This window comes from Paenibacillus sp. FJAT-27812, from assembly GCF_001273905.1.
GTDB lineage: Bacteria > Bacillota > Bacilli > Paenibacillales > Paenibacillaceae > Pristimantibacillus.
Genome location: NZ_LIGH01000001.1, coordinates 977,022 through 1,000,246, shown reverse-complemented (window position 1 = coordinate 1,000,246; position 23,225 = coordinate 977,022). Strand labels below are relative to the sequence as shown.

The following is a 23,225-nucleotide window of genomic DNA, read 5'->3' as shown; positions in this document are numbered from 1 at the left end:
CTGCTGAACTTGTATGTTACACTGGCATAAGTGAAGCAACCAACTATACTATTGGATAGGTGATCACTATGCCACAAGTAGACAGATACAAAGAACGTACCGTGAACATAGAATTTGTAGCCGTGGAGGATTTTGGCATTCTTCCGTATCCAGAACGGTTTACGCTGATTTTTATAACATCTGGAAGTATAAAGGGGGTACTGAACCAACGTCCAATATCTATTAGTGCTCCTGGTGTCCTTTGCTTGGCAGAAGACGCTCATTTGCAAGTGGTTGAAAAGATTAATGTATCAGCGCAATCCTTTCGTTTTCATCCTGAATTTCTTAACACCATTACGCTTTCCGAAACGAAGGATTATTTACCTGCAGCGCCTAGAATACAAACAGGACTTTCTCTTTTTCAAAGTCATAATCTGTATGCAGGAGTGCCTCGTGTAACGGAAAAGGCATACCCGCTATTGTTTGAATGGTTTTTCGTACTTGGCATGGAAGTGCAGGCGCAAAGTGATGCACTCTGGGTGTGCCGAATAAAAAAGTACCTCATTCAAATTTTGGGGTTGTTGGAGGAATTGAATCGAAATAGCGAACACTCACCTGTCGATGTAGCGTTAGACTATATCCACACGAATTATCCGACAAAGATTTCATTGGAGGATCTGACGAAGTGTGCTCATTTGAACCGCGTGACTCTAAATAAGAGGTTTCAGGAAAGGTGCGGGAATACAGCGATTGGTTATTTGCTTTCACATCGCTTAAAGGTTGCGAGTGACCTTTTGGTACATACAGATATGAGCCTTAATGAAATCGCGCGCGCTACTGGATTTGAGTATGATACCTACTTTATCAAACAGTTTACGGCTAGAAAAGGGATGTCACCGACGACGTATCGGACTACCTCTCGTAAGTTCGCCGGTGCTCAATAACAAAAGGGTGCCTATATCCATACCGCCACCGTTATCCATATTTCCTTTACCGTCTCCATTGACCCGCGCGCGAGGCGCGGGTTCAATATTTTGTGTGCATCGATCCAAACCAACCCTAATTCCCCGCTGTATCGTTCGTTTAAATAGGCAAATGGAGCTTGTTCGTCTAAGCAGTCGCCACCAAACATGACATTGCGATCGGCTTATGAGCATAAATGATATGATGAGCAGCCTCTAATTGCTCAAGCAGCTGTTTTCGACCATACGTACCGTTCTCGTTTTCAAGCGGGAATTCCGTCATAAGCTTGAACGGGGACATGAATAAGGGGCTGATCATTGTCAGGGGTTAGCCAAGCAAGCAGGTCGGCTTCAAAAGAGTAGTTAGGGTTGTTTCCCCCTTGCCATTGCGGCATCAGCAAGCGTATTGTTTGTTTAGTCACCTTTTTCTCTCCTTTATTTAAAGTAACGCCAGTATAAAATGTAAACATACAAAAAAACAGTACGCACATTATAGGCGGGTACTTTCAGAAAGGATAGTGTAAACATGAGTATGGCTGAATTTAAAGGTAAGGTTAAAAATATTCAAGATACGCCTTTTGGTTATACATTATCGGTTATTGGAGGGAAGTGGAAAATGATTGTTATTTACCTCCTATCTGAAAACGGACCGGTTCGCTTTAATGATCTGAAAAGACAGATCGGAGTTATCACTTATAAAATGTTGAGCTCACAACTTAAAGAATTGGAAGCAGATGGAATGGTAAAACGGACAGAATACCCTCAAGTTCCCCCTAAAGTCGAATACAGGCTCACAGAGAAAGCGGAAACCTTATTGCCCGTTTTGGAAGGGTTATGTGAGTGGGGAGTAAAGAACCAGAATAATTAAATCCATTTTTTTGACTCCGTTATGAAGCTGTTTTGCTAGGTTGCTATCCAAAGGGATTTTATGTAAGCTACATCTATTGCTTATACTTATTAATTAAGTTTTTGATTCGCGCTATTCAGGCGCTAGATATTCATTTGGATGAAAAGAGAAATAGATATTTTTAAGGTTCGAGATCTTTTTGCATAAGAAAGAAGGAATGAAGGGTGTCATCAGAATTTATCGTTCGTGAGCTGACGGAAATATCGGACAATATGAGGGTCCATTTAGCAGATTTGCTCGTTGAGGTAGTCGAAGAAGGAGCCTCCATCGGTTTTTTACCTCCATTAAGTATGTCAGAAGCGATTTCGTATTGGTCACATGTCATCCATGAAGATGTTATATTATGGATCGCAGAGCGGAATGGAGAAATGGTTGGTTCTGTTCAATTGCATCTCTGCTCGCGCCCTAATGGCAGCCACCGTGCTGAAATTGCGAAGCTCATGGTTCATCCGAATGCCCGCCGTAAAGGGTTGGGACACATCCTGATGGCTGCGGCTGAAGAAAGGGCAAGAGAGCAAAATCGCAGTTTGCTCGTCTTGGATACCCGGGCTGGCGATCCCTCAAATCGATTATACCGAGCTATGGATTATATAGAGGCAGGGCGAATTCCCCGTTATGCAAAATCTGCAGATGGGGAGCTTCATGACACGGTGTATTATTATAAAAACTTATAGATGATACCAGTAAACTAGATTTAGGAGGCATGCCTTTATGAGCGAATTGAATTCCAATCCATTATTGCTATCCATTCCCGAAAGTATTGAAAGCGATCGACTGCTCATTCGTGCACCGAAATGGGGAGACGGAATTCAGCTAAATGAGGCGGTCATTGAAAGCAGTAACGAGCTTAAGCCATGGATGCCATGGGCTCAAAGCATTCCCACAGTTGAGGAATCGGAAATCGTCGTTAGGCGCGCACGCTTAAGGTATTTGGAGCGCACTGATTTGATGCTATTGCTCTTCTTGAAGGAGACAGGTCAGCTCATCGGCAGCAGCGGTCTTCATCGAATCGATTGGGAATCACGGAAGTTCGAGATCGGCTACTGGGGCCGTTCAGCATTTAGCGGCAACGGTTATATTACGGAAGCAGCTGAAGCGATAACGAATTTCGCTGTCCACGATCTAAACGCCAATCGCGTTGAAATACGCTGCGACTCACGAAATCAACGAAGCGCGCGAGTAGCTGAGCGATTAGGTTTTACGTTAGAAGGCATTCTTCGTTCTGAAAAATGCGCAATTGACGGCTCGCTGCGGGATACGATGATATTTGCAAAGGTGAGAGGGAAAGAGCTTTGACGATGATCATGGACACATGCTCAAGCTTATCCCAGCTATAATTTTGGGCAAAAAGAAATTACTATATCCTATTGAGACTCATTGATAAATCTTTTGAAAATGATCGGAGAAGGCAAAGTGCCTTGAGCTGGTCATTTTTTTTGTTTTTAGGCGTTATTGCAATCATTCATGGCTTGTGCAGAATTCAATTAGCTCCATTAAGGTTCATTATTAAAAAAATTATTGTTTACAGTCTTCATTAAAATCTCATTTCGGTGTAGTTGATGAAGAGAGGCTCGTGAATCTGGGATTTGATTAAACGCCTATGAAAGTAAAACTTAAGCAAAATAGCTGGTTCTACAACGTGGATATCGATAATTTGATAATTCCTATAAGAATACTTTAAATTACCATTGACATTACTGATTAATGCTAATAATATTACATCAATAGCTTATTACAAGTTTTGCATAGTAATTATAAACTTGCAAATTTAAATCATTGTATTTAGATATTTATTTAATCACATATTAGACTGATCATACAAATGGAGGTCTTATTTTTCCTGATAAAGGGAGAAATAAGACCTTTTATTTTATTAATTTAATTATTTTTACATAATTTATTTTTATGGAGGATGATGGAATGAGTGGGAACGCAGTAGAATTTATAGGAGTCAGTAAGAGCTATGGCTCCAGCAACGTATTGAAAAACTTTGATCTGGTCATTCCAAAAGAAAAAATCATTACGATAATAGGACCCTCAGGTTGCGGGAAGACGACACTGCTTAAAATGATCAATCGGTTGATTGAACCTGAATCCGGGCAAATCCTGCTGGAGGGAAAAGTTATCAATAGTCTCGATCCCGTGGAGTTAAGGCGAAACATTGGGTATGTCATTCAGCAGATCGGCTTGTTTCCTCATATGACAATTGAGCAGAACATCTCCATTGTGCCCAGACTAAAAGGTGAGAAAAAACAGCATTTAATTGCAAGGGCCTCGGAACTACTGGATTTAATCGGCCTAGACCCGGCTAAGTTCCTTAAACGGTATCCCCATGAGCTTAGTGGCGGACAGCAGCAGCGAATCGGCGTTGCTCGTGCCCTGGCTGCCAATCCTTCGATTGTGTTGATGGATGAGCCGTTCAGTGCGCTCGACCCTATTAGCCGTGTTCAATTGCAAAAAGAACTCATTCATTTAAATAAACAGGTACGAAAAACAATTGTATTCGTCACCCATGATATTGAAGAAGCATTGAAGATCGCTGATCAAGTCGTTTTGCTTAATGAAGGTACAATTGTTCAACAAGGTTCACCTAATGCGCTATTGCAATCACCCATAAACAATTTCGTTCGTGATTTTCTAGGTGCGGAAAGGTTTCCGCTTGCATACAACCTTTAACCTTTGTTGTGGGGTTGTATATTCAACCAATTTGAGAAAGGAAATAACTGCATGATTGAATTCTGGGAGATCCTCCGAACAAATTGGCAAGAGGTTTTGCAAAAAACAAGCGAGCATTTTCAATTGTCGTTCATTTCAGTCCTCATAGCTTGTGCGATAGCGGTACCCGCAGGCATTTATGTTTCTACACATAAACGGCTAGCCAATATTATGATTACAGTGGTGTCTGTTATTCAGACGATCCCAAGTTTAGCGTTATTTGGATTCATGATCCCACTGCTCGGCATTGGAGTTAAACCCGCAATCTTTGCTCTTACACTATATGCGCTTTTCCCAGTCTTGCAAAATACTTACGTTGGCATAAGTGGTGTTAATCCTGCTTTGATTGAAGCAGGGACGGGAATGGGCATGACGCGGTTGCAAATATTGAGGTTGGTGCAGTTGCCTATTGCCAGGAGCATGATTATGGCTGGCGTAAGAGTTGTTACAGTTCAAACTATCAGCATGGCCACCATTGCCACTTATATTGCAGCTGGCGGACTCGGAGACATTATTACGCGGGGCATATCGATGATTAACACGTCAATCATTTTGCTAGGGGCTATACCGGTATCGATATTAGTTATTATTGTTAATTTATTATTACTTGGTTTGAATCGTGTATTAACACCGAAAGGTTTAAGACATCAAAAAACATGAGCGTAAGAGGAGTATTCATTATATATGGATTTAGACAGACGCGTTGTTGATTGAAGTCATCATGGGTGGTAGGACTCGTCATTATATTGCTCGCTGCTACTGCAGGGTGCGGCAATTTGCTGGAGGCAGGCTCTAGTAAGTCTGACACATTCAATATTGCTACAAAAGGTTTTGCAGAGTAGGATGTTTTGGCCAATATGATTAAATTGCTGATTGAGAATGATACCGATTTGAAGACAAAAGCTCAAGGGCTAATTAAATAGATCTTGCAAATGCAGGATGCCCAGTAATCAAAAAATCCAAAGGAGTGATGACAGTTGGTGACAGTCAACCAAACGATACGCAACCATCATAGCGCCGCAGACGATGCGCTGGTTCTGAACGGGAAGCGAATGACGATTCAAGATGTATATGATGTCGCTCATCACGGCAGGTCTGTGAAAATCTCGGAAGAGGCCATGAGCCGTGTAGAAGCGGCGCGAAAGCTGGTATTAGAGCTGGTTGAGGAGGACGTACCGGTATATGGCTTTAACCGGGGAGTCGGATGGAACAAGGATAAGGTGGTTGCGCCGGCAGTCTTTGAGCAATTTAACCGCAACCTGATTTTGTCGCATAGTTCCGGGGTAGCACCCTATGCCACTGAAGCAGAAGTACGGGCCGTTATGGTTGCCAGACTGAATACACTGCTGCTTGGCTGCACAGGCTCGCAATCCACGATACCTGTGCGTTATGCCGAATTTTTGAATCTTGGCATTCATCCATTACTGCCGCTCAGAGGCTCTGTAGGAGCAGCAGATATTACAACGGTTACGCATATTGGCCTTGCCTTTATCGGCGAGGGGGAGGTCGATCGGGGAGGAGAACGGCTCACGGCGGTCGCTGCTCTGAGTGAGGCTGGGCTTGAGCCGCTTGTACTCGGGCCAAAAGATGGGCTATCACTGATTTGTACCAATGCATTATCTGCGGGAACAGGAGCGCTGGCGCTGCATGAATGCGGAGAACTGTTGAAGCTTGCTGATATTGTATTCGCGTTATCTCTGGAAGCCATTCGCGGCAATGTCAGCCCATTGGATGAAGCGGTCCATCGCGTACGCCCGTTTCCCGGTCAGTTGCAAAGCCTGTCCCATATCAAAAGCTTGCTTACGGGGAGCGATCTATGGGACAGCTATAATCCGGAATCGCTGCAGGACCCGTTAAGCTTTCGCGATGCCTGCCAAATTCATGGGGCAGCCTACGATGCATTCCGTTACACGAGGGATCAACTGGAAATCCAGCTTAATAGCTCGGACGATAATCCGTGCGTGATAATAGAAGAACGTAGAATTATCTCTTGCGCCAATTATGAGCCGGTATCCTGGACGCTCGGTTTTGAAATGCTTGGCAGTGCGCTACATCACATATCCAAGAGCGCCTGTTATCGGACGATCAAGTTAGGTACGCCTGCTTTTACGGGATTAAGCCGTTTTCTGACTGCAGACGAAAGCCGTTCGATCGGTTATTGCACTGTGCAGAAGACGATTACTTCACTAGACACGGAAATTCGCCATCTTATAAATCCTGCTTCTTCTGATTATTTCTCTCTCGCCGGGGACATTGAGGATCATGCCGCCAATTCGCCGTTTGTTGTAGCCAAAACCCGCGAAATCATCGACCGGCTTCACATTGTACTCGGTATCGAGGCGCTTCATGCAGCACAGGCCATTGATTTGCGTGGTGGTATTCGTCTTGGCAAAGGCACCGAAGCTGCGTATCAAGCCATTCGCTCGGTTGTCCCTTTTCTAGCTGAGGACCGAAATTTATCGGTAGATATCGCACAGGCATACGGGGTGTTGAAAAGCGGAGAATTACTCTCACGGGTAAGAGAGGCATTGGATCAGTAAGCATGAACTTAAGGAAGGCGGACTGATAGGAATGAGTAATGAAGAATTGAAGCTGAAAGCCGATGTACTCATCATCGGCGGCGGACCTGCTGGCGCATGGGCATCCATTGCTGCAGCGGAACAAGGTGCTAGTGTCATCCTTGTCGACAAGGGCTATTGCGGAACAAGTGGGGCGACAGCGCCGGCAGGGACGGGGATTTGGTACATAAAGCCGAATGAACAAGAGCGTGAAGAGGCCATGATGAGCCGTGCAGAGCTTGGCGGACATCTGGCGGACCGAAAATGGATGCTGCGCGTACTCGATCGTACCTATCATAATGTACATCAAATCCGGGACTGGGGTTATCCCTTCCCGATCGATCAAAGGGGTGAGCTTAATTATAGCAGTGTGCAGGGACCGGAATATATGCGGCTGATGCGCAAGCGCGTGCAGAAAGCGGGCGTACGCATATTGGATCATAGCCCGGCACTGGAATTGCTTGCCGATGGCCATGGTGTAGCTGGCGCAACAGGTATTCAGGAACAGACTGGGCAAACATGGCGTATTGATGCCGCAGCGGTCGTTATCGCTACAGGCGGATGCGCATTTCTAAGCAAGGCGCTGGGTACCAATGTTCTGACTGGTGACGGTTATCTGATGGCGGGAGAAGCCGGAGCGGAATTTTCGGGTATGGAATTTTCGACAGCCTATGCGATCGTTCCGCATTTCTCATCGGTGACGAAGACCGTATTTTACAATTGGGCGACCTTCTATTATGAGGATGGCAGAGTTGTCGAAGGCGCGGGATCGCGAAGAGGCCGCTCGGTGATTGCCAAGACTCTGCTTAAAGAGCCAGTGTACGCACGTCTGGACAAAGCGGACGAAGCCTTGAAGCTGGCAATGAGAAAAGCGCAGCCCAATTTCTTTCTCTCCTTCGACCGGCTTAAAATCGATCCCTTTACGGAGAAATTCCCGATTACACTCAGGTATGAAGGAACGGTCAGGGGCACAGGAGGCATTAACATTGTAGACGAAACCTGCGCGACCAAGGTTCCAGGTCTATATGCGGCAGGTGATGCAGCGACCCGCGAGCTGATTTGTGGCGGATTTACAGGCGGTGGCAGCCACAATGCGGCATGGGCGATGTCATCAGGTTACTGGTCTGGCGAAGGTGCGGCCAGATTTGCCTTGAAGCAGGGAGCACATCGATTGGATAGAGATGCCCGCGGCTTGTCCGAGCAAACAGGGGTGCCGACACACCCTAACTCACACAAAAGCGCTGTGAATTCCGAAGAACTGATCCGCCTTGTTCAAGATGAAGTGTTTCCGTATGATCGTAATTGGTTCCGGAACGAGCAGGGCCTTACGGACTCGCTGGGACGCCTGAACCGGTTATGGCACGAAATCAAACAGGGGGTAAGCACAGGTGAAGGCAGTACGATAAGTGTGAGAGAAGCCGCCGCTATGACGGCTACTGCTAGATGGATGTACGAAAGCGGCCTCGAGAGAAGGGAAACGCGGGGCATGCATGTACGAACGGATTTTCCGGGCAAGGATGCTGCCCAACACTACCGATTGCTTAGCGGTGGTCTGGATAAAGTTTGGGTTAAGCCGCATACAGGCCCATACTCTGGGAACATAAGGGAGGCAATCCGCCCATGATCGAGATATTGAGTGCCGATCGCTGTATTAGCTGCAATCAATGTGTAAGGATCTGTCCGACCAACGTATTTCAGGCAGTACCTAACGATATTCCGGTCATTGCCAGGCAATCGGCTTGCCAAACCTGCTTTATGTGCGAGCTGTATTGTCCTGTAGATGCGCTTTACGTGTCGCCTAACGCTGATCGTATAGAGAAGATTGAAGAGTCGACCGTTATTGAAGACGGACTTCTTGGCAGCTACCGCGAATCGGTTGGATGGGGAAAGGGCAGAAAATCCACTGCATCGGATGATGAATCCTATATCGTCTTCCGTGCAGCGCGCTCTTCCCATTAGATCAAAGAGGAGGAAAGTGAAAATGAGCACATCACATGATCTGACATTCACAATCGGATCAAAAGCAGCCCTTTACAACGGAGGACAACATTTGCCGTCACAGGTTCAGCAAGCGTTGCAACAGGAGTGGAACAGCATATCTCTGGAATTGGAGGCACAGGAAGGCGAGAGCTGGAAGCAAGCTTATATCCTGCCCAAATCATTGGATCAATTGCGTTCTAAACGATCCGGGTGGTATCAAATTGCTCGCGGCAGCTCCGTATTTGCAAGCGGTTTGAGCGATTATGCTCATTCTTTATGGTCCGGCTGGTACGGCAACAGGGAGCTCGATCAGATCAAGGAGCATCTTGATGCCCAGCGGTTAGCGAATTTGTTCGAGACCGCTCTGCGAGAGCGCAGCAGGCTTACGACCTCCTTTCATAAGATCAAGCCACTTGCAACTGGTTCAGAGACGATTCATCCGATCCTAAGTCTGACGGAGAGCGGAATTCGGTTACAAGGCAAGCAAACCTTTGGAGCAGACGCCTTATTTGCGGACGAATTGCTGGTGTTTCTCAACCAGGAAGGGGAGAAAGTCTCGTCAGGAATCGCTGTTATTCCAGTAAGCAGCGAGCAATTGGAGGTTCAGGTACACGCCGATTTGCAGGCAGGCTTTACCGTCATCTATAACAGCATCGACATACCTTGGGAACGCATATTGGTGAATGACGATGCAGCCAGTGTCAAGCAGTTGACTCAGCAGCCTGCAGCTGTATCTCTTGCCGATTATCAATGGATTGCAAGACAGCTAGACTTGCTGGAGCTAATAGCCGGAACTGCATTCGCGCTTGCGGAAGAGAATGGCTTGAACAAGGAACTTCATATTCAAACGGCATTAGGCGAAATTGTTCAGCATCTTGAAGTGCTGAAAGCTTTCATTTTCACAGCTGAAGAAGGAGCCAGCGCTAACGAAGCGGGTCTGTTCCTCCCTTCCGCTACTCCGCTGCAGGCGGCAAGGAAAGCCGGAGGAGCATATATTCATCATGCGCTGGATGTGCTCGATCGAGTAAGCCAAACCGCAATTTTGGATTCCCCGCACTTGTCTTTTTCCGGTCAGCGCGATGATGGGGATCAGGCAACGCTGCTGCACGGGGTGTGGACACTTATAGGCGGTGAGCAGGCATATCGAAGAAAGCAGCATGAGCTCTATACGTTTGGCGATCCGATCGTACAATCGGCTCTGTTCTATCAACAATATGCGTTTGATTTCTACAAAGAGCTGTACACAAAGTTTTGGAACAAGGCTGGTACTCCAGCAAGTCAATATATTTATGAATAGGGAGTGAGCGAATTGTCATCTGGCAAACGATATATAGAGCGTTTAAATGACGGAAGACAAGTATGGCTGAATGGAGAATGGGTAAAGGATCTCCCCTCGCATCCCGACTTCCGGGGCACAGTTGCATCTATCGCTTCCATTTTGGATTTGCAAGATGATCCGGACATCGGCCCGCAGCTTACTTTTGAGACGGAAACAGGGGTTAAAGCGAATTTAGCCTATTTAATTCCTACCGAAAAAGAAGACAATATCCGCCGAGGACATTCTTTTAAAATCTGGTCGGATGCAACGTTCGGTGTAATGAGCAGGGTTGCAGGTTCCTATCGGTCCCAAATTACAGGTCTTTATATTAATCGGAATTTCATCAATCAGGAGCAGCCGCATTTTGCTGAGAGAATCGAAAACTATTTTAAATATGTACGAGATAACGACCTGCTCATCACTTCGGCTGGTCATGATCCGCAGGTCGATCGCAGCAAGCTCGCCCATGATCTGGGTGATTTATATACCGCTGTCCGAATTGTGAGGGAAACGGAAGACGGAATTATCGTTCGCGGGGCTAAGATGATTGCTACTGGTGGGGCCTACCTGGATGAAATTATAATTTCTCCTCTCGCCAAAAAAACAGCAGCTGAGAAGGAATATGCGAGTTTATTCGTGATTCCAGCCAATAATCCGGGCGTATACCAGATTAGCCGTGAATCATTTGCTTCCCAACAGGAAGAGGATCATCCGCTAAGTTCGCGTTATGATGAGATGGATACCGTCATTGTGTTCGATGATGCACTGATTCCCTGGGAGCGGGTGTTGGTGAAAGAAGATTCGGATACGCTGTGGAAGCTGCGTACGGATCATGTATCCAATGGATTCGGGCTGCATGAAATTGTCGTGAGACTCGTAAGCAAGCTGGAATTCGTCACCGCTGTTGCCGTGGAGCTTGCCGAATCGATTAACATTACCAAATTCGCTCATGTGCAGGAGAAGCTTGCGGAGCTGGCTTTCCAGGTGGAATCCGTCAAGGCGTTATGGTATTCATCCGAGCATAAGAGTACGCTTCATCCTCTAGGCGTGTGGCTGCCAAGCAAGCAGGAGCTTGCCACAGCTAAAAATTTGGGGAACAAATACTACCCTCGAGCAATTGAAATTTTGCAGCAGTTATCGGGATCGGGTATGCTGCAGGTTCCTTCGAGACTGGACGATTTGCGGGGGCCGTTAGGGCCGGAATTGCAGAAATATTACCGGGGTTCCGACCGCAGCGCCGAGGAGCGTGGGAAACTGCTTAAGCTATCCTGGGAATTGGTGGGCAGCCAACTTGGGGCAAGACATGAACTCTATGAGCGATTCTATGCCGGAGACCCGGCTAGAACCTTTGCGGTTCAATTTCTGGACTATGATAAGCGTGAGCTTATTGCCAAAGCAAGGGCGAAATTCGGTTAATATCAGGAATGTCATGCAATCAAATATAACATTGATCGACCAAACGGTTGGAGGTCTTGTTTTCCCACAAGGGGAGAACAAGGCTTTTTTTATAAAATTTGTAAGCATGCGTCATCAACCAACAAATTAATTTAGTCGAGAGGGGAATTTCAGATGAAAGAAACATTCGGTCACAGCAGAAGCAATCAAAAGAGGGGTAGAGGGAGATACAGAAAAGCTGTAATCGTCATAGGGCTTTTGATTCTGCTCCTTGCAGGCTGCTCCAATTCAGGCGGCGGCGCTTCCGATACCATTAAGATTGCTACTAAGGGCTTTGCGGAATCAGATATTTTGGCAAATGCCTACAAGCTGCTGATTGAGCAGGATACCGATTTGAAGACAAATATTGAAACACTGGACAACGCGCTGCTCTGGGGTGCCGTTAAGGAAAAGAAAGTTGATTTTTATGTAGAATACACCGGTACGGCCCTTATTAATATATTGAAGGCAGAGCCGGAATTTGACCCGCAGAAGGCATATGACAAGGTGAAGTCGGAGCTAAAAGCCAATAATCACCTTACGATTCTTGACCCGATCGGCTTCAACAATACGTATGCTTTTGCACTGCACAAGGATATCGCGGAGAAATACGGAATTAAGACCACCTCGCAGCTTGCGGAGAAATCCAGTGAACTGATCTTTGGCGCAAGCGAAGAATTTTTGAATCGCCCAGACGCCTGGCCGCCGATATTGAAAGTATACAATCCTAAATTCAAGGAAATCAAAAACATTCAAGATACGGGCTTGGCCTTCAAAGCTATCGAGCAAGGGCTGATCGATTCGTTTATTCTTTACACGACACATAGCAACATTACAGTGAAGCCTATCGTGGTGCTTGAAGATGACAAGCATGTCTTCCTGCCTTACTATGCTGTGCCGCTCGTCCGCGACGAAGTGCTGGAGAAGCATCCCGAGCTGAATGAGGTGCTTAACAAGCTGTCCGGCAAAATTACGGATACCGAGATGCAGAGGTTGAATGGGGAAGTGGAGCTGAAGCAGAGGCCTGCGCTTGATGTTGCCAAAGAATGGCTTACGGAGAATGGCTTGTTAACCAAATAAAGCATGATATTCTTGGGGGAAGAAGCAAGCTTTATGTAACCAGTGTGCAGTGTTTGCTGCATGTTTGCAGGGGAGTAAAGCTGCTTCGGACTCTAATTTATATCCTATAAGGGGTTGGTTGAATATGACTCACCATGATCCAAGTACGTCCATCTCGATTAATCGCGTGCCATTCATCATATCAGATGCGGAACGGCGTGACATTCCGCGCTTTGAGAAACGCCCGATCGATGCTATACTGCCCACGGAGAGCTTAACTCTGACACGTCGCTTTGTTCCGTATCCTGATCGCTTCACCTTCGAATCGAGCGCACGTTGGATTCGAGCTGTAGTTGGCGATATCGCGGTGGTCGACAGCCGTTCGCAGATTCTGGTATGGGAGCCGAGGCACAAGGTTCCCGAGTATGGCTTTCCTATCGAGCACGTTCGTACAGATTTGCTAATACCGTCACAGGAAAGACCGGAGCCTCGAGAATTTTACAGGCCGCAAACAACGGACGTGAGTTGGTTCGATCTAAAGCTCGGTGAACGTCACATTCCGTTCGCGGCATGGTCATGGAACGTCGAGGGACTTAAGGGCTACCTTGGAGTCAATTGGTTTAACGGCGTGCTCGATGGCTGGTTTGAGGAAGATCAGCCTGTGATGACCCATCCTCGTGATCCATACAACCGGGTAGATGCCTTGCCGAGCAGCCGACATGTGGTCGTGTGGGCGAATGGCCGAGTGATTGCAGAGACGCATGACCCTGTACTGGTGTACGAGACTGGCTTACCGGTCAGATATTACTTTCCGGTTGCAGACGTAGATTTCAGCACACTGGTTAAAACCGACTATTGGAGCGAATGCCCCTATAAGGGTTACTCTGATGGATATTGGCGCCTGAGCGAAGATGATGTCAACATTGCATGGTCATATTCAGATCCGCGTCCGGAATTATCTGAGATAGCGGGTCGCATTGCCTTCTACAACGACCGCGTTCAACTCGTCGTGGATGGCGAGCGAGAGAACTGATGCAAATGCTTTAACCGCCAGCCACTCTCTTGCTACTCTTATTTTTTTATTTCCTCAACGTTCTCTCATAGTCTTCAAAACGAATTTTTCGAATTTGTTTCCGATCCGCTGATCGAACAATGATACCCTACGACTTTTCGGAGGCATCTATTCCTACTTTTGTCTGCTCGAAGCGCTTCAAAAATGTAAAGGTATTTTCATATACATATAGAGCATCATTTCATGAAGAAAGCCTCTTTCATCCGACAGCTCCTCCGTTAATCTGCCTCTTTCACCTAGCTTGTGGTAGGTAAGAATACTCGGGTATTTGGTTAAAGAATTTATTTTCTTTAAATCCATTTTGGGTAGCTCCTTATCAAATGTTTTTCACTAATAAGCATGGGTAATTGCCTTATTTGTATTTGGTAAAGAGTTCAGCTTTCCTTTTATGTGCGTCGAATGAGAGGATTGCTAGGCTTTTGGGCAAAAAGAGGTTACCATATCCTATAGAAGCTTATCGATAAAAAAGTGCAATCAGATAAGGAGTGATCATAGGATGGAGAATATAACCTTTACGCTAGATGAAGCTAACGAGCTGCTGCCGCAATTGAAGGAGGATTTAAAGCTGCTTCAGCAATTAACAGCACAGTTCGAGAACCTATACGTAGATTATCAGAAGGAAAAGGCTGTATATGAGCAAGCCTTTGCAGCTGTACAAGGAAGCAAGGATCCTTTTTTCGAACAGGAAAGCCAGCTGGAATTCATGAAAATGGAAGCCGACCTGCTGATTGACAACTTTTCGCGAAAAGGCGTGCTTTTGAAAATGATCAACCCAGGATTGATCGATTTTCCAGCAGTGCTGGATGGCGAGAATATTCTCATTTGCTGGAAGGAAGGGGAAGAGCATATTAGCCATTATCATGGCTGGCATGATGGCTTTGTTGGAAGAAAGCCTTACCCGAAACAAGGATGATAACGAGGATGAAAATGATCGGTGAAGGCAAGGTGCCTTAACCTGGTCATTTTTTGTTGATAGGCGGCATTGCTAAATGTGCAACATTTTCCATTTTTTATGCGTATGTAAATAGGCATTTAAATCGAGAAGATAAGCAGGTGTTGCATGAGAAAATGGATTTCGACGTTTGCCCGAGGCGTGATCATAACCTGTTGCTCGCTGCTGCTGGTCGGTACGGTTGTATCGGCATCAGTGGAACCGCATACCTCCTACATGGGAAACAATGAGGAGAGAGCCATAGCTGCGCCAATCGTGAAGCCGAAGTGGTCCTTAGCTTACGAAGGAATAGCAGCGACAGGTGAAGGCAAAGCCTTTTATATGCAAAAGGGTAAAGTGACAGCGGTGAATATTCAAAGTGGAAAGAAGCTATGGGAATACGGCAGCCAGTTGAAAGCTCCCCTCGTATACAAGGAAGGACTAATTTATGTCAATTCCGGCTCTGGAACTGTGCATGCCGTTCATTCGGCTTCAGGCAAGAAAGCTTGGGTAACTTCGACAAACACCAAACCTATTGATGATCTTGTCGTTGAAGGCGATCAGCTCTTTGTGCTTGATGGAGATATTACAGCATACAGCATCAAAAGTGGAAAACGCCAGTGGCGTGATAACTATAATGAGTTTCTGCCCGGTAAGATGCTGATTCATGGAGAATATATATGGATGGCAAATGAGCTTTCGGGAGCGTGTACCTACTCGCTGCTTCATGCTTTTAACAGGAAGACAGGGAAGGAAGTATGGAATCAGCCTTATTACGGCTTGCCGATTGCATTGAATGACGGGACCGTCACGGTACAGAAGCTCGCAAATCTGTTTGAGCCTTCACCGTTTACGACGCTGGATACAATCGATGTGAGAACGGGGAAGGTTTTGAGGAGCGTACGCTATAATCCTCTTCATATTAATTTTGAAAAAGATGAATTTGATGGCGATGGAAAGGCGTGGATAAGTGAAGGCAGCGTATATGTCAGCCTAGACTCCAAAGTATATCGTTATCCTGAAAATGCTGATCCAGCCACAACGGCTCCAACCGTCTATACTCCTGAGTTCGTAAAGGAAAAAACATTTGACTACGCGGCAGGCCCATATAACGGAAAATTGCTCTTTACGGATGGACGCCGCATTTACGGTGTCAAACTAGCGAATAAGACGACCGTTTCCTACAATGACGGAGTAACTGGACTGATCGCTCGATTTGATTTAATCGGTCGCGGCATGTACGCAGCACAGACGGATGGCACCTTATCGGTTATCGATCTCGCGTCAACACGTCCCGTGCTACAGATAAAAACGGGCAGCAGAGTGTTTGGCGAGACGCTCTCGGAGAGCGGCATGATCGTGGTGCAGGCAGAGGGCAAGCTGCTCGCCTTCAAAGAGCCGGCCAGCTTGAGAAATTAATCTAGTTGCAAAGGAAATGAGGCGAGGCGCCATGTCAGGCGTAATCACGAAAGCCATTCACATATTGGACCTTTTGCTTCCGCAAGGGACGGAGAAAGAGATGAGCGTCACGGAAATGAGCAGGGAGCTGGATATGCCCGTGCAAAGCGTTCATCGGATATTAGCCTCCTTAGTGGAGCATGGGTTCGTTGCGCAAAACACGAAGACGAAGAAGTACAAGCTAGGCCTGACGATTATGAAATATGGCTTCCTGATGTGGGATAGCTTGATGCTCCGCACGGTTGCGAGGCCGTTCATGGAGGAGCTTTCGCAGAAAACGAAGGAAACCGTTTACCTCGCTACCCGCGAAAATGCGGAGGGCGTCTATATCGACTCGGTTGATTCACCGCAAATTTTGAAAATATCCGAACCGATCGGGCTTAAGCTGCCCTTGTTCATCGGCGCTTCAAACCGTGTGATCCTCGCCTATTTGCCAAGAAAAACGCAGGAAGCATTGCTCGCGGATGTTGATTGGTCATCGGTGCCTTCGCTAAAGCCATTGTCGCGGGAGCATATTGAGGATGAGATTGCAATGATTCATAAGCAAGGGTATGCCATTACGACAGGCGAGGCAACGGAGGGAACGACCGGTATCGGTGCCCCGATCTTTTCTTATGAGAACATGGTAATTGGCTCATTAAATGTGGCAGGGCCTTCTCTTCGGTTTACGGAGGATACGATTGAAAGAAACAGCTCACTCGTCAAAAAATATGCAGATCTCATTTCGAACGAGCTTGGCTATCGCTACAAGCTGAAGCGGTAAGTTATTTTTTGTACATGGTTTCCCGTTATTCGGGATATAGATATTTTAGATACTGAATAATGGGATTATAATTACCTTCATTAGCAGCAGCGCCTGCGTACATTGGAGGAGATCCGAACGATGAATATCCTTGCTTTTAGACATTTTGAATTTGATGATGATTATGCGCTCCGTACATGGGCAAGCCTTAGGGGGCATCGGCTGGAGATGCGCGATCCTTCTATTGAAATAAATGCAGCTTGGCTTGATGAGACGGATTTGCTCGTTATATGCGGCGGGCCGATGAGCGTGTACGATGAAGATCGATATCCCTGGCTCATTTCCGAGAAGCAATTTGTGAAGCAGGCGATTGTGCGTTGCAAAAAAGTGCTGGGCATCTGCTTCGGCGCTCAAATGATAGCTGAGCTGTTAGGAAGTCCCGTATATCGTGGCGCCTATAAGGAAATAGGCTGGCATACGATTAATCGCACGGGAGAGCAGCATCCGTGGCTGGATGGCTTGCCGGAGCAGCTGGTATCGTTTCAGTGGCATGGCGACACCTTTGATTTGCCTGCGGAAACGCGTCTGCTCGCTTATTCGGAAGCGTGCAAGGTGCAGGCTTTTGCCTATAGGGAGCATGTACTCGGGCTGCAATTCCATCTGGAGACGACACCATCTTGCATCGAGTCGATGTTTGCGCACTGGTCCTCCGAGCTGATCGATGCTCCTTATATTCAGAAGGCAGAGCAAATTCGAGGTCAATTCGGTCAAAGCGAGCATTCGATAAAAGCGCTCCACCGTATATTGGATCAGATTACTGCCCATGCAGAGGCAAAGTGCCATACAACAACGATAAACGGAAATGGCTGAAAGGGAAGTTTATTTTTAAAAAAAGGGAGTGTTCAAGGATGAAGCGCAATCGTCTAGGAAAATCAGAGCTCTACGTAAGTGAGGTCGGTCTTGGCTGCATGTCGCTTGGGACAGACAGGGAGAAGGCGGTAGCTCTCGTGCATGAAGCTATTGACGGGGGCATCAATTTTCTGGATACGGCAGATCTTTATAATGAAGGGCTTAATGAGGAAATTGTCGGTGAGGCCATTCGGGGAAGGCGTTCAGAGGTTATACTCGCCACGAAGGTCGGCAATCGCTGGGAGCCTGGCAAGGAAGGCTGGACCTGGGACCCGTCGAAGGCATATATCAAGGCAGCAGTGAAGGACAGCCTAAGGAGGCTTCAAACGGACTATATTGATCTCTATCAGCTGCATGGCGGTACGCTGGAAGATCCAATCTCGGAAACCATCGAGGCGTTCGAGGAGCTTAAGCAGGAGGGGCTTATTCGTTATTACGGCATATCCTCTATTCGGCCAAACGTCATTCGCGAGTACGTGGAGCGGTCAAATATCATCAGCGTGATGAGCCAGTACAGCATATTGGATAGAAGGCCGGAAGAGCATGTGCTGTCTCTGCTGGCAGAGAAGGGGATAAGCTTAATTGCTCGCGGTCCGGTGGCAAAAGGGATTTTGACTGATGATGGCGCTGGGAAAGCGGAGAAAGGTTATTTGGATTATGGCAAGGAAGAGCTGTCAGTGCTGCGTGCTGTATTGCTCGAAACGGGAGATGGCTCCCGAGACATGGCACATACAGCAATCCGATATGCGCTAGCCCATCCGGCTGTTGCGACGGTTATTCCTGGCGCAAGCACTTCTAGGCAATTGCTGCATAATATAGCGGCGAGTGAGGCTGCACCGCTTACGCCACATGAACTAGAAGCTATTCAGAGCATAAGCCGAAGCAGCCGATATGAGCAGCACCGTTAAAATAAGCATGAGGGAGGATGACTGGGCAAAGTTTTCATTTACAGAACAAACGTTCAACGCTATGATCTCTTTGTGGGTCATTTTCCAATTAATTGCATGGAGAAATGAGGGAGCTGCCTGCCGGGCAGCTTTTTTTTTGAACCAACAAATAGTATGTTCGAAATTGTTCGTATGCTGATTCATACTGACAAACGTTATTAGATGACAAGCTGAGTCGTTTCATGCCTTGGCTGAATCGGATCGTTCGAAGGACCAGACATTGCCGACCGCGCAATTCTCTTACTTAGGCAAGCACAGGAGGCAGAAACAATGGGAGTGAGCAGCTCGAGCAGCTGTTTCATTTTATAAAGGAATACCATTCGGAAATTTGGGTCAATCCATTCTTACTTTCGAAAACGAGGAGAAAAGGAGAGGTTGAACGATGATTAAACGAATCGAATGTGCCTATGTACCTGTGTCTGATGTGGAGAGGTCGGCAGCGTGGTATGAGCGTGTATTAGGCATGCGCCTCCGTTCCAAGGTTGAACCGGGTCGCGGCGCGATTATGGTGATGGAGGAAGGCGGCTGGTTATTTCTTCTGCCAAGCCCTGACATGACACCGCTTACTTTCGTCACGGCAGGTTGGGCGGAAGATGATGCGTCATTCGAAATGTTCCCGCTTTGCTTTGAAACCAATCAGATTCATGTGCTGTTTGCTTCCCTTAAGGAAGCGGGGACATGGGTGGAGCGGGACATTCGAGATGAGGGTAGCTGTGGCCTGCAGCTTAATTTCAAGGACCCGGACGGCAATAAGTATCAAGTATGGCAGCAGCCGGCATCATAGGTTAAAATAAGGTCTATTCTATCGCCTTGAGAATGTGACAGAGAGAGAAGGCTATGCGAGTCCTTTCTCTCTGTGCTATTCTTAGATAGGAAGGTTTGACTTTATCAACTGTATGCAATAATATTACAGTATCCTTCTTGAGAGGGAGTTGTGAAAATGAATAGTGAATTTACGGTAGCGGTTCACAGTCTCGTGCTGTTAGCCTATTTGCCTGATCATATGGCCAGCAGCGATACGATCGCTCGGAACGTTTCGACGAATCCAACGCGCATTCGCAAAATTATGAGCACGCTGAGGAAGCACGGATTTGTGAAGACGAAGGAAGGAATCGGAGGCGGATATATTTTGAACTGCGAGCCGGGCGAGGTTACGCTGGCTCAAATTTACCGCGCAATTTCTGGCGGTACACTGAAGCCTCACTGGTGTTCCGGCAACCCGGAGGAGGATTGTCTCGTATCGGCTAATATTCAGGCTGTTATGGATCATTTTTTCTATGAAGCTGAGCAGCATTATGAGGCTTACCTGGAGCAAAATACGCTGCAAACGGCTTTGGATAAAATCCGAAAATGTCAGCAGCAGTATAAAACACAGCAGGTTTAATGTCATTGTACGGATGCGAGGAATCACGGCTGCTTCAACAACAATTAGCGGTAAAACGATAGAAGGAAGTTTTTACCGCTGATTGTTGCTGTCGTGCTAGAAAAGCAGCTTTTTTTATTGCTCGATATGTATCAAATATTCATACAGTTAATTTGAGAATGGATTAAGGAAGGCTATATCTTCCGATGATTAAGAAAGGGTGAGCATAATGTCAGAACAGACGCAAATAAATGCAACATTTAACATTCCACTTTCAGTGCTCGATGTTTCTCCAATTGTTGAAGGAGGCTCCGTTGCCGAATCGCTGAGAAATACGTTAGATCTTGCCCAGCATGCGGAAAAATGGGGCTACAACCGCTACTGGCTGGCGGAGCATCATAATGCGCCCAGCATAGCAAGCTCGGCTACTTCTATCGTAATTGGTCATGTAGCGGCAGGCACATCGACGATTCGTGTAGGCTCAGGCGGCATTATGCTGCCAAACCATGCGTCGCTTGTCATCGCCGAGCAATTCGGCACACTGGAGTCTTTGTTCCCCGGCCGTATCGATCTTGGGCTTGGCCGAGCGCCGGGCACGGATGGTCTTACAGCAGCGGCGCTTCGCGGGAACAGAAAAAGCAATGGGCATGATTTTCCCGAGCAGCTGGCAGAGCTCCGCGCATTTCTAGATCCGTCCAGCGCAGAGGTTGGAATGCCTGTAAGGGCGATTCCAGGCGAAGGACTGGAAATTCCGATTTGGCTGCTGGGCTCAAGTGATTTTAGCGCCTTGCTGGCTGCTCAGCTTGGCTTGCCGTTTGCATTCGCAGGACATTTCTCGCCGACCTTTACCGTTCCGGCTATGAATCTCTATCGCAGCAGCTTTAAGCCATCGGCAATTCTCGATAAGCCAAAGGGAATGGTTGCAGTTAACGTTGTAGCGGCAGATACGGATGAAGAGGCGGCTTACCTAGCTACGTCCATGCAGCAATTATTTCTTTCTTTTATTCGCAATACGCGCGGTCCATTGCCTGCCCCGGTTCGCGATATGGATACCGTATGGACACCTCAGGAGAAAATGGCTTTGCAGCAGCAGCTTGGCTCTTCCATTGTTGGAGGGCCAGAAACGGTTCGCAGCAAGCTGAAGCAATATATTGAGGCGACGCAAGCAGATGAGATTATGGTTGCTGCACATATTTTCGATCATAAGGCACGCTTGCGTTCTTATGAAATTATAGCTGGGCTGTAGAGGGCTGACGGATCGAGATCGTAAGGCTGTTCAGGTCGTACACTCATTTAGCGGGCGTCGTGAGAAAGCCCTATGGATGGACGTTTTTACTATCGGCTAAGTCACCTGTTCTTATGCAGCATTGCAGCAATTTTATTGTTGTATGTTCTGGGCGTTTAATCTGATGGTGTGCCTAGTGTTTGATTGCTCGCCAACATTAGTTCTACTTTCTAGACCTATTTCCGCTTTCCGCTGACGGAGCGTCAGTTACCCACTTGGCAGGTTGACCTTTGGCTGAGGGAGCACAAGATGTTCATTTGGCGCGGAATGCATGCAAATTAAAAAAGCTGTCCTAAGGTCGAAAACCTTTTGGGGCAGCTTTTTTTTGCGAACTCGGAAATATATCAATCATTCAGCGGGCGGCCGCTGTCCATTGCGGAGCTGCCGGATGGAATAACCGAAGTCCATCTGAAGATGCGGATAATCGGGGAAGTTGTTCCAATCGCCGCCCCAAGAGAAGCCAAGCTGCTTCGCTATGGCAACAACCTCCATCCAATCCGGCTGCCCGTTCTTGTTGCCGTCATACTCCATGTCCCATACGACCTCGCCCTTCTTCGTGTACAGCGCAAAATCGATGGCAAGCCCGTAATTGTGATAAGAATGGCCGCCCTGCACTTGCGTAACGACCTTACCCTCCGTCGTTCGTCCCTTTGCATAGATCGCATCCTGCTCCTCGCTTGAGCGGAAGCCGTCCGTAATCAGGATCTTGATGCCTGCTTTGCCCGTCTGGGCGATCAGCTCGTTCTGCTTGGCGAAGACGATCGGATGCAGTTCGGTTATCGGAGCAACGGGAATGATATCGTTATTAGGCAAATAAGGCTCGAGGGTGAGGATCATCTTCCATAACAAAACGGCCGTTATCGCTAAAATGACCAGCAGCAAAAGTCTGTTGCGCTTGCGTTTCGCTCTGGCTGCGAGGTCAAAGGGAGATTGACCAGCCGGCAGCGGCTGCCGGTTAATTGGATTTCGTTCAATCATGATAAATCTCCTTACGCATTGTATCCGCTTATCTTAACATATTGTCATTAAGCTTACCCTAGCCTGTGGTAGGGGATTCGATGTCGACATTTGACTTTTTATCAGTTTAGGTCTAAACTGATAAGTATGACGAAGAAGCGAGGTGGTCCAATGAGTGAAAATGAAGCGGAATCTTTCTTGTCTAAACGCGATGAACGATTAGGCTTAATGGTATGGTATCGCTTATCGCGGGTTTATAACCAAAGCTTGAAAGAAACCCATCAGCATTTGAGAAAATGGGACCTGTCGGTCTCGCAGTTCGATATACTCGCACAGGTCGGCGCAAATAAACGTTTGACTCAGCAGCAGCTAGCCGACAAGCTGTTTGTGACAAAAGGCAACATTACGCAGCTGCTCGGCAAGCTAGAGGAGCTTGGTTTCGTAAAGCGAGAGCAAGAGTGGAAGACTAAATATGTATCGTTAACGGAGAAGGGCAAGGAGCTATTTGATGATGTCGTTCCGATGCAGGAGCATTTTCAGGCATCGCAGTATAACGCTTTGAATCGGGATGAGAAGCGCCAGCTGCTCGACTTGCTCAAAAAAATACAAGATCGATAACTTACGCAGCATGATTTGCTGCCAAAAACTT

Annotated in this window: 23 protein-coding genes and 1 pseudogene; 22 read left to right on the top strand and 2 right to left on the bottom strand. The window is 47.0% G+C overall.

Features of this window, described 5'->3' with window-relative positions:
- Positions 1-68: 68 nt before the first annotated feature.
- The gene (locus ADU23_RS04285; protein WP_053372618.1) at positions 69-923 is read left to right on the top strand and encodes an AraC family transcriptional regulator; all 855 of its coding nucleotides are present in this window, start codon (positions 69-71) and stop codon (positions 921-923) included.
- Positions 924-1,006: 83 nt separating this feature from the next.
- Here ADU23_RS04285 and ADU23_RS04280 read toward each other — a convergent pair.
- Positions 1,007-1,363, bottom strand: a pseudogene (locus ADU23_RS04280) (arginase family protein); the annotation flags it as partial.
- Positions 1,364-1,467: 104 nt separating this feature from the next.
- Here ADU23_RS04280 and ADU23_RS04275 point away from each other — a divergent pair.
- The 20 genes from ADU23_RS04275 to ADU23_RS04180 all read left to right on the top strand — a co-directional run bounded on the left by ADU23_RS04275 (position 1,468) and on the right by ADU23_RS04180 (position 21,580).
- Positions 1,468-1,809 carry a winged helix-turn-helix transcriptional regulator gene (locus ADU23_RS04275; protein ID WP_053372617.1) on the top strand — a complete coding sequence of 114 codons (342 nt, stop codon included), beginning with the start codon at positions 1,468-1,470 and terminating at the stop codon, positions 1,807-1,809.
- A 251-nt stretch (positions 1,810-2,060) separates the two neighbouring features.
- The gene (locus tag ADU23_RS04270; RefSeq protein ID WP_053377459.1) at positions 2,061-2,522 is read left to right on the top strand and encodes a GNAT family N-acetyltransferase; all 462 of its coding nucleotides are present in this window, start codon (positions 2,061-2,063) and stop codon (positions 2,520-2,522) included.
- A 37-nt stretch (positions 2,523-2,559) separates the two neighbouring features.
- Positions 2,560-3,144, top strand: a complete 585-nt coding sequence (locus ADU23_RS04265; RefSeq protein WP_053372616.1) for a GNAT family N-acetyltransferase — start codon at positions 2,560-2,562, stop codon at positions 3,142-3,144.
- A gap of 624 nt (positions 3,145-3,768) precedes the next feature.
- Positions 3,769-4,524 (top strand): ABC transporter ATP-binding protein, encoded by a 756-nt coding sequence (locus ADU23_RS04260; RefSeq protein ID WP_053372615.1) that lies wholly within the window; start codon positions 3,769-3,771, stop codon positions 4,522-4,524.
- A gap of 51 nt (positions 4,525-4,575) precedes the next feature.
- Positions 4,576-5,223: an ABC transporter permease gene (locus tag ADU23_RS04255; protein WP_053372614.1), complete on the top strand. Its 648-nt coding sequence runs from the start codon at positions 4,576-4,578 to the stop codon at positions 5,221-5,223.
- Positions 5,224-5,543: 320 nt separating this feature from the next.
- On the top strand, positions 5,544-7,103 hold the full coding sequence (locus tag ADU23_RS04250; RefSeq protein WP_231637576.1) for an HAL/PAL/TAL family ammonia-lyase: 1,560 nt from the start codon (positions 5,544-5,546) through the stop codon (positions 7,101-7,103).
- 31 nt (positions 7,104-7,134) lie between these two features.
- Positions 7,135-8,745: an FAD-dependent oxidoreductase gene (locus ADU23_RS04245; protein ID WP_053372613.1), complete on the top strand. Its 1,611-nt coding sequence runs from the start codon at positions 7,135-7,137 to the stop codon at positions 8,743-8,745.
- Positions 8,742-9,080 carry a 4Fe-4S binding protein gene (locus ADU23_RS04240; RefSeq protein WP_053372612.1) on the top strand — a complete coding sequence of 113 codons (339 nt, stop codon included), beginning with the start codon at positions 8,742-8,744 and terminating at the stop codon, positions 9,078-9,080. The genes ADU23_RS04245 and ADU23_RS04240 overlap by 4 nt, the downstream gene beginning before the upstream one ends.
- A 22-nt stretch (positions 9,081-9,102) precedes the next feature.
- Positions 9,103-10,398: a 4-hydroxyphenylacetate 3-hydroxylase C-terminal domain-containing protein gene (locus ADU23_RS04235; RefSeq protein WP_053372611.1), complete on the top strand. Its 1,296-nt coding sequence runs from the start codon at positions 9,103-9,105 to the stop codon at positions 10,396-10,398.
- 12 nt (positions 10,399-10,410) lie between these two features.
- The gene (locus ADU23_RS04230) at positions 10,411-11,835 is read left to right on the top strand and encodes a 4-hydroxyphenylacetate 3-hydroxylase family protein (protein WP_053372610.1); all 1,425 of its coding nucleotides are present in this window, start codon (positions 10,411-10,413) and stop codon (positions 11,833-11,835) included.
- Between the two features lie 153 nt (positions 11,836-11,988).
- Complete coding sequence (locus tag ADU23_RS04225; RefSeq protein WP_053372609.1) at positions 11,989-12,933, top strand: ABC transporter substrate-binding protein; 945 nt, start codon at positions 11,989-11,991, stop codon at positions 12,931-12,933.
- Positions 12,934-13,057: 124 nt separating this feature from the next.
- A complete protein-coding gene (locus tag ADU23_RS34175) occupies positions 13,058-13,945 on the top strand; it encodes a DUF427 domain-containing protein (RefSeq protein WP_082198236.1) in 888 nt (295 codons plus the stop codon).
- A gap of 535 nt (positions 13,946-14,480) precedes the next feature.
- Entirely contained in the window at positions 14,481-14,897 is a 417-nt protein-coding gene (locus ADU23_RS04215; RefSeq protein ID WP_053372608.1) for a DUF2203 domain-containing protein, read from the top strand.
- A 147-nt stretch (positions 14,898-15,044) separates the two neighbouring features.
- Positions 15,045-16,334, top strand: coding sequence for a PQQ-binding-like beta-propeller repeat protein (locus ADU23_RS04210; protein WP_053372607.1), 1,290 nt, complete (start codon positions 15,045-15,047; stop codon positions 16,332-16,334).
- Between the two features lie 31 nt (positions 16,335-16,365).
- The gene (locus ADU23_RS04205; protein WP_053372606.1) at positions 16,366-17,136 is read left to right on the top strand and encodes an IclR family transcriptional regulator; all 771 of its coding nucleotides are present in this window, start codon (positions 16,366-16,368) and stop codon (positions 17,134-17,136) included.
- Between the two features lie 120 nt (positions 17,137-17,256).
- On the top strand, positions 17,257-17,985 hold the full coding sequence (locus tag ADU23_RS04200; RefSeq protein WP_053372605.1) for a type 1 glutamine amidotransferase: 729 nt from the start codon (positions 17,257-17,259) through the stop codon (positions 17,983-17,985).
- Positions 17,986-18,023: 38 nt separating this feature from the next.
- A complete protein-coding gene (locus tag ADU23_RS04195; protein WP_053372604.1) occupies positions 18,024-18,932 on the top strand; it encodes an aldo/keto reductase in 909 nt (302 codons plus the stop codon).
- Positions 18,933-19,353: 421 nt separating this feature from the next.
- Complete coding sequence (locus ADU23_RS04190) at positions 19,354-19,755, top strand: VOC family protein (RefSeq protein ID WP_053372603.1); 402 nt, start codon at positions 19,354-19,356, stop codon at positions 19,753-19,755.
- 156 nt (positions 19,756-19,911) lie between these two features.
- Entirely contained in the window at positions 19,912-20,355 is a 444-nt protein-coding gene (locus ADU23_RS04185) for an Rrf2 family transcriptional regulator (protein WP_053372602.1), read from the top strand.
- 208 nt (positions 20,356-20,563) lie between these two features.
- Positions 20,564-21,580 carry an LLM class flavin-dependent oxidoreductase gene (locus ADU23_RS04180; protein ID WP_053372601.1) on the top strand — a complete coding sequence of 339 codons (1,017 nt, stop codon included), beginning with the start codon at positions 20,564-20,566 and terminating at the stop codon, positions 21,578-21,580.
- 387 nt (positions 21,581-21,967) lie between these two features.
- Here ADU23_RS04180 and ADU23_RS04175 read toward each other — a convergent pair whose 3' ends face one another.
- Positions 21,968-22,597, bottom strand: a complete 630-nt coding sequence (locus ADU23_RS04175) for a M15 family metallopeptidase (protein ID WP_082310991.1) — start codon at positions 22,595-22,597, stop codon at positions 21,968-21,970.
- A 150-nt stretch (positions 22,598-22,747) separates the two neighbouring features.
- On the opposite strand from ADU23_RS04175, the gene ADU23_RS04170 reads away from it, so the two are divergent.
- Positions 22,748-23,194 (top strand): MarR family winged helix-turn-helix transcriptional regulator, encoded by a 447-nt coding sequence (locus ADU23_RS04170; protein ID WP_053372600.1) that lies wholly within the window; start codon positions 22,748-22,750, stop codon positions 23,192-23,194.
- Positions 23,195-23,225 lie beyond the last annotated feature (31 nt).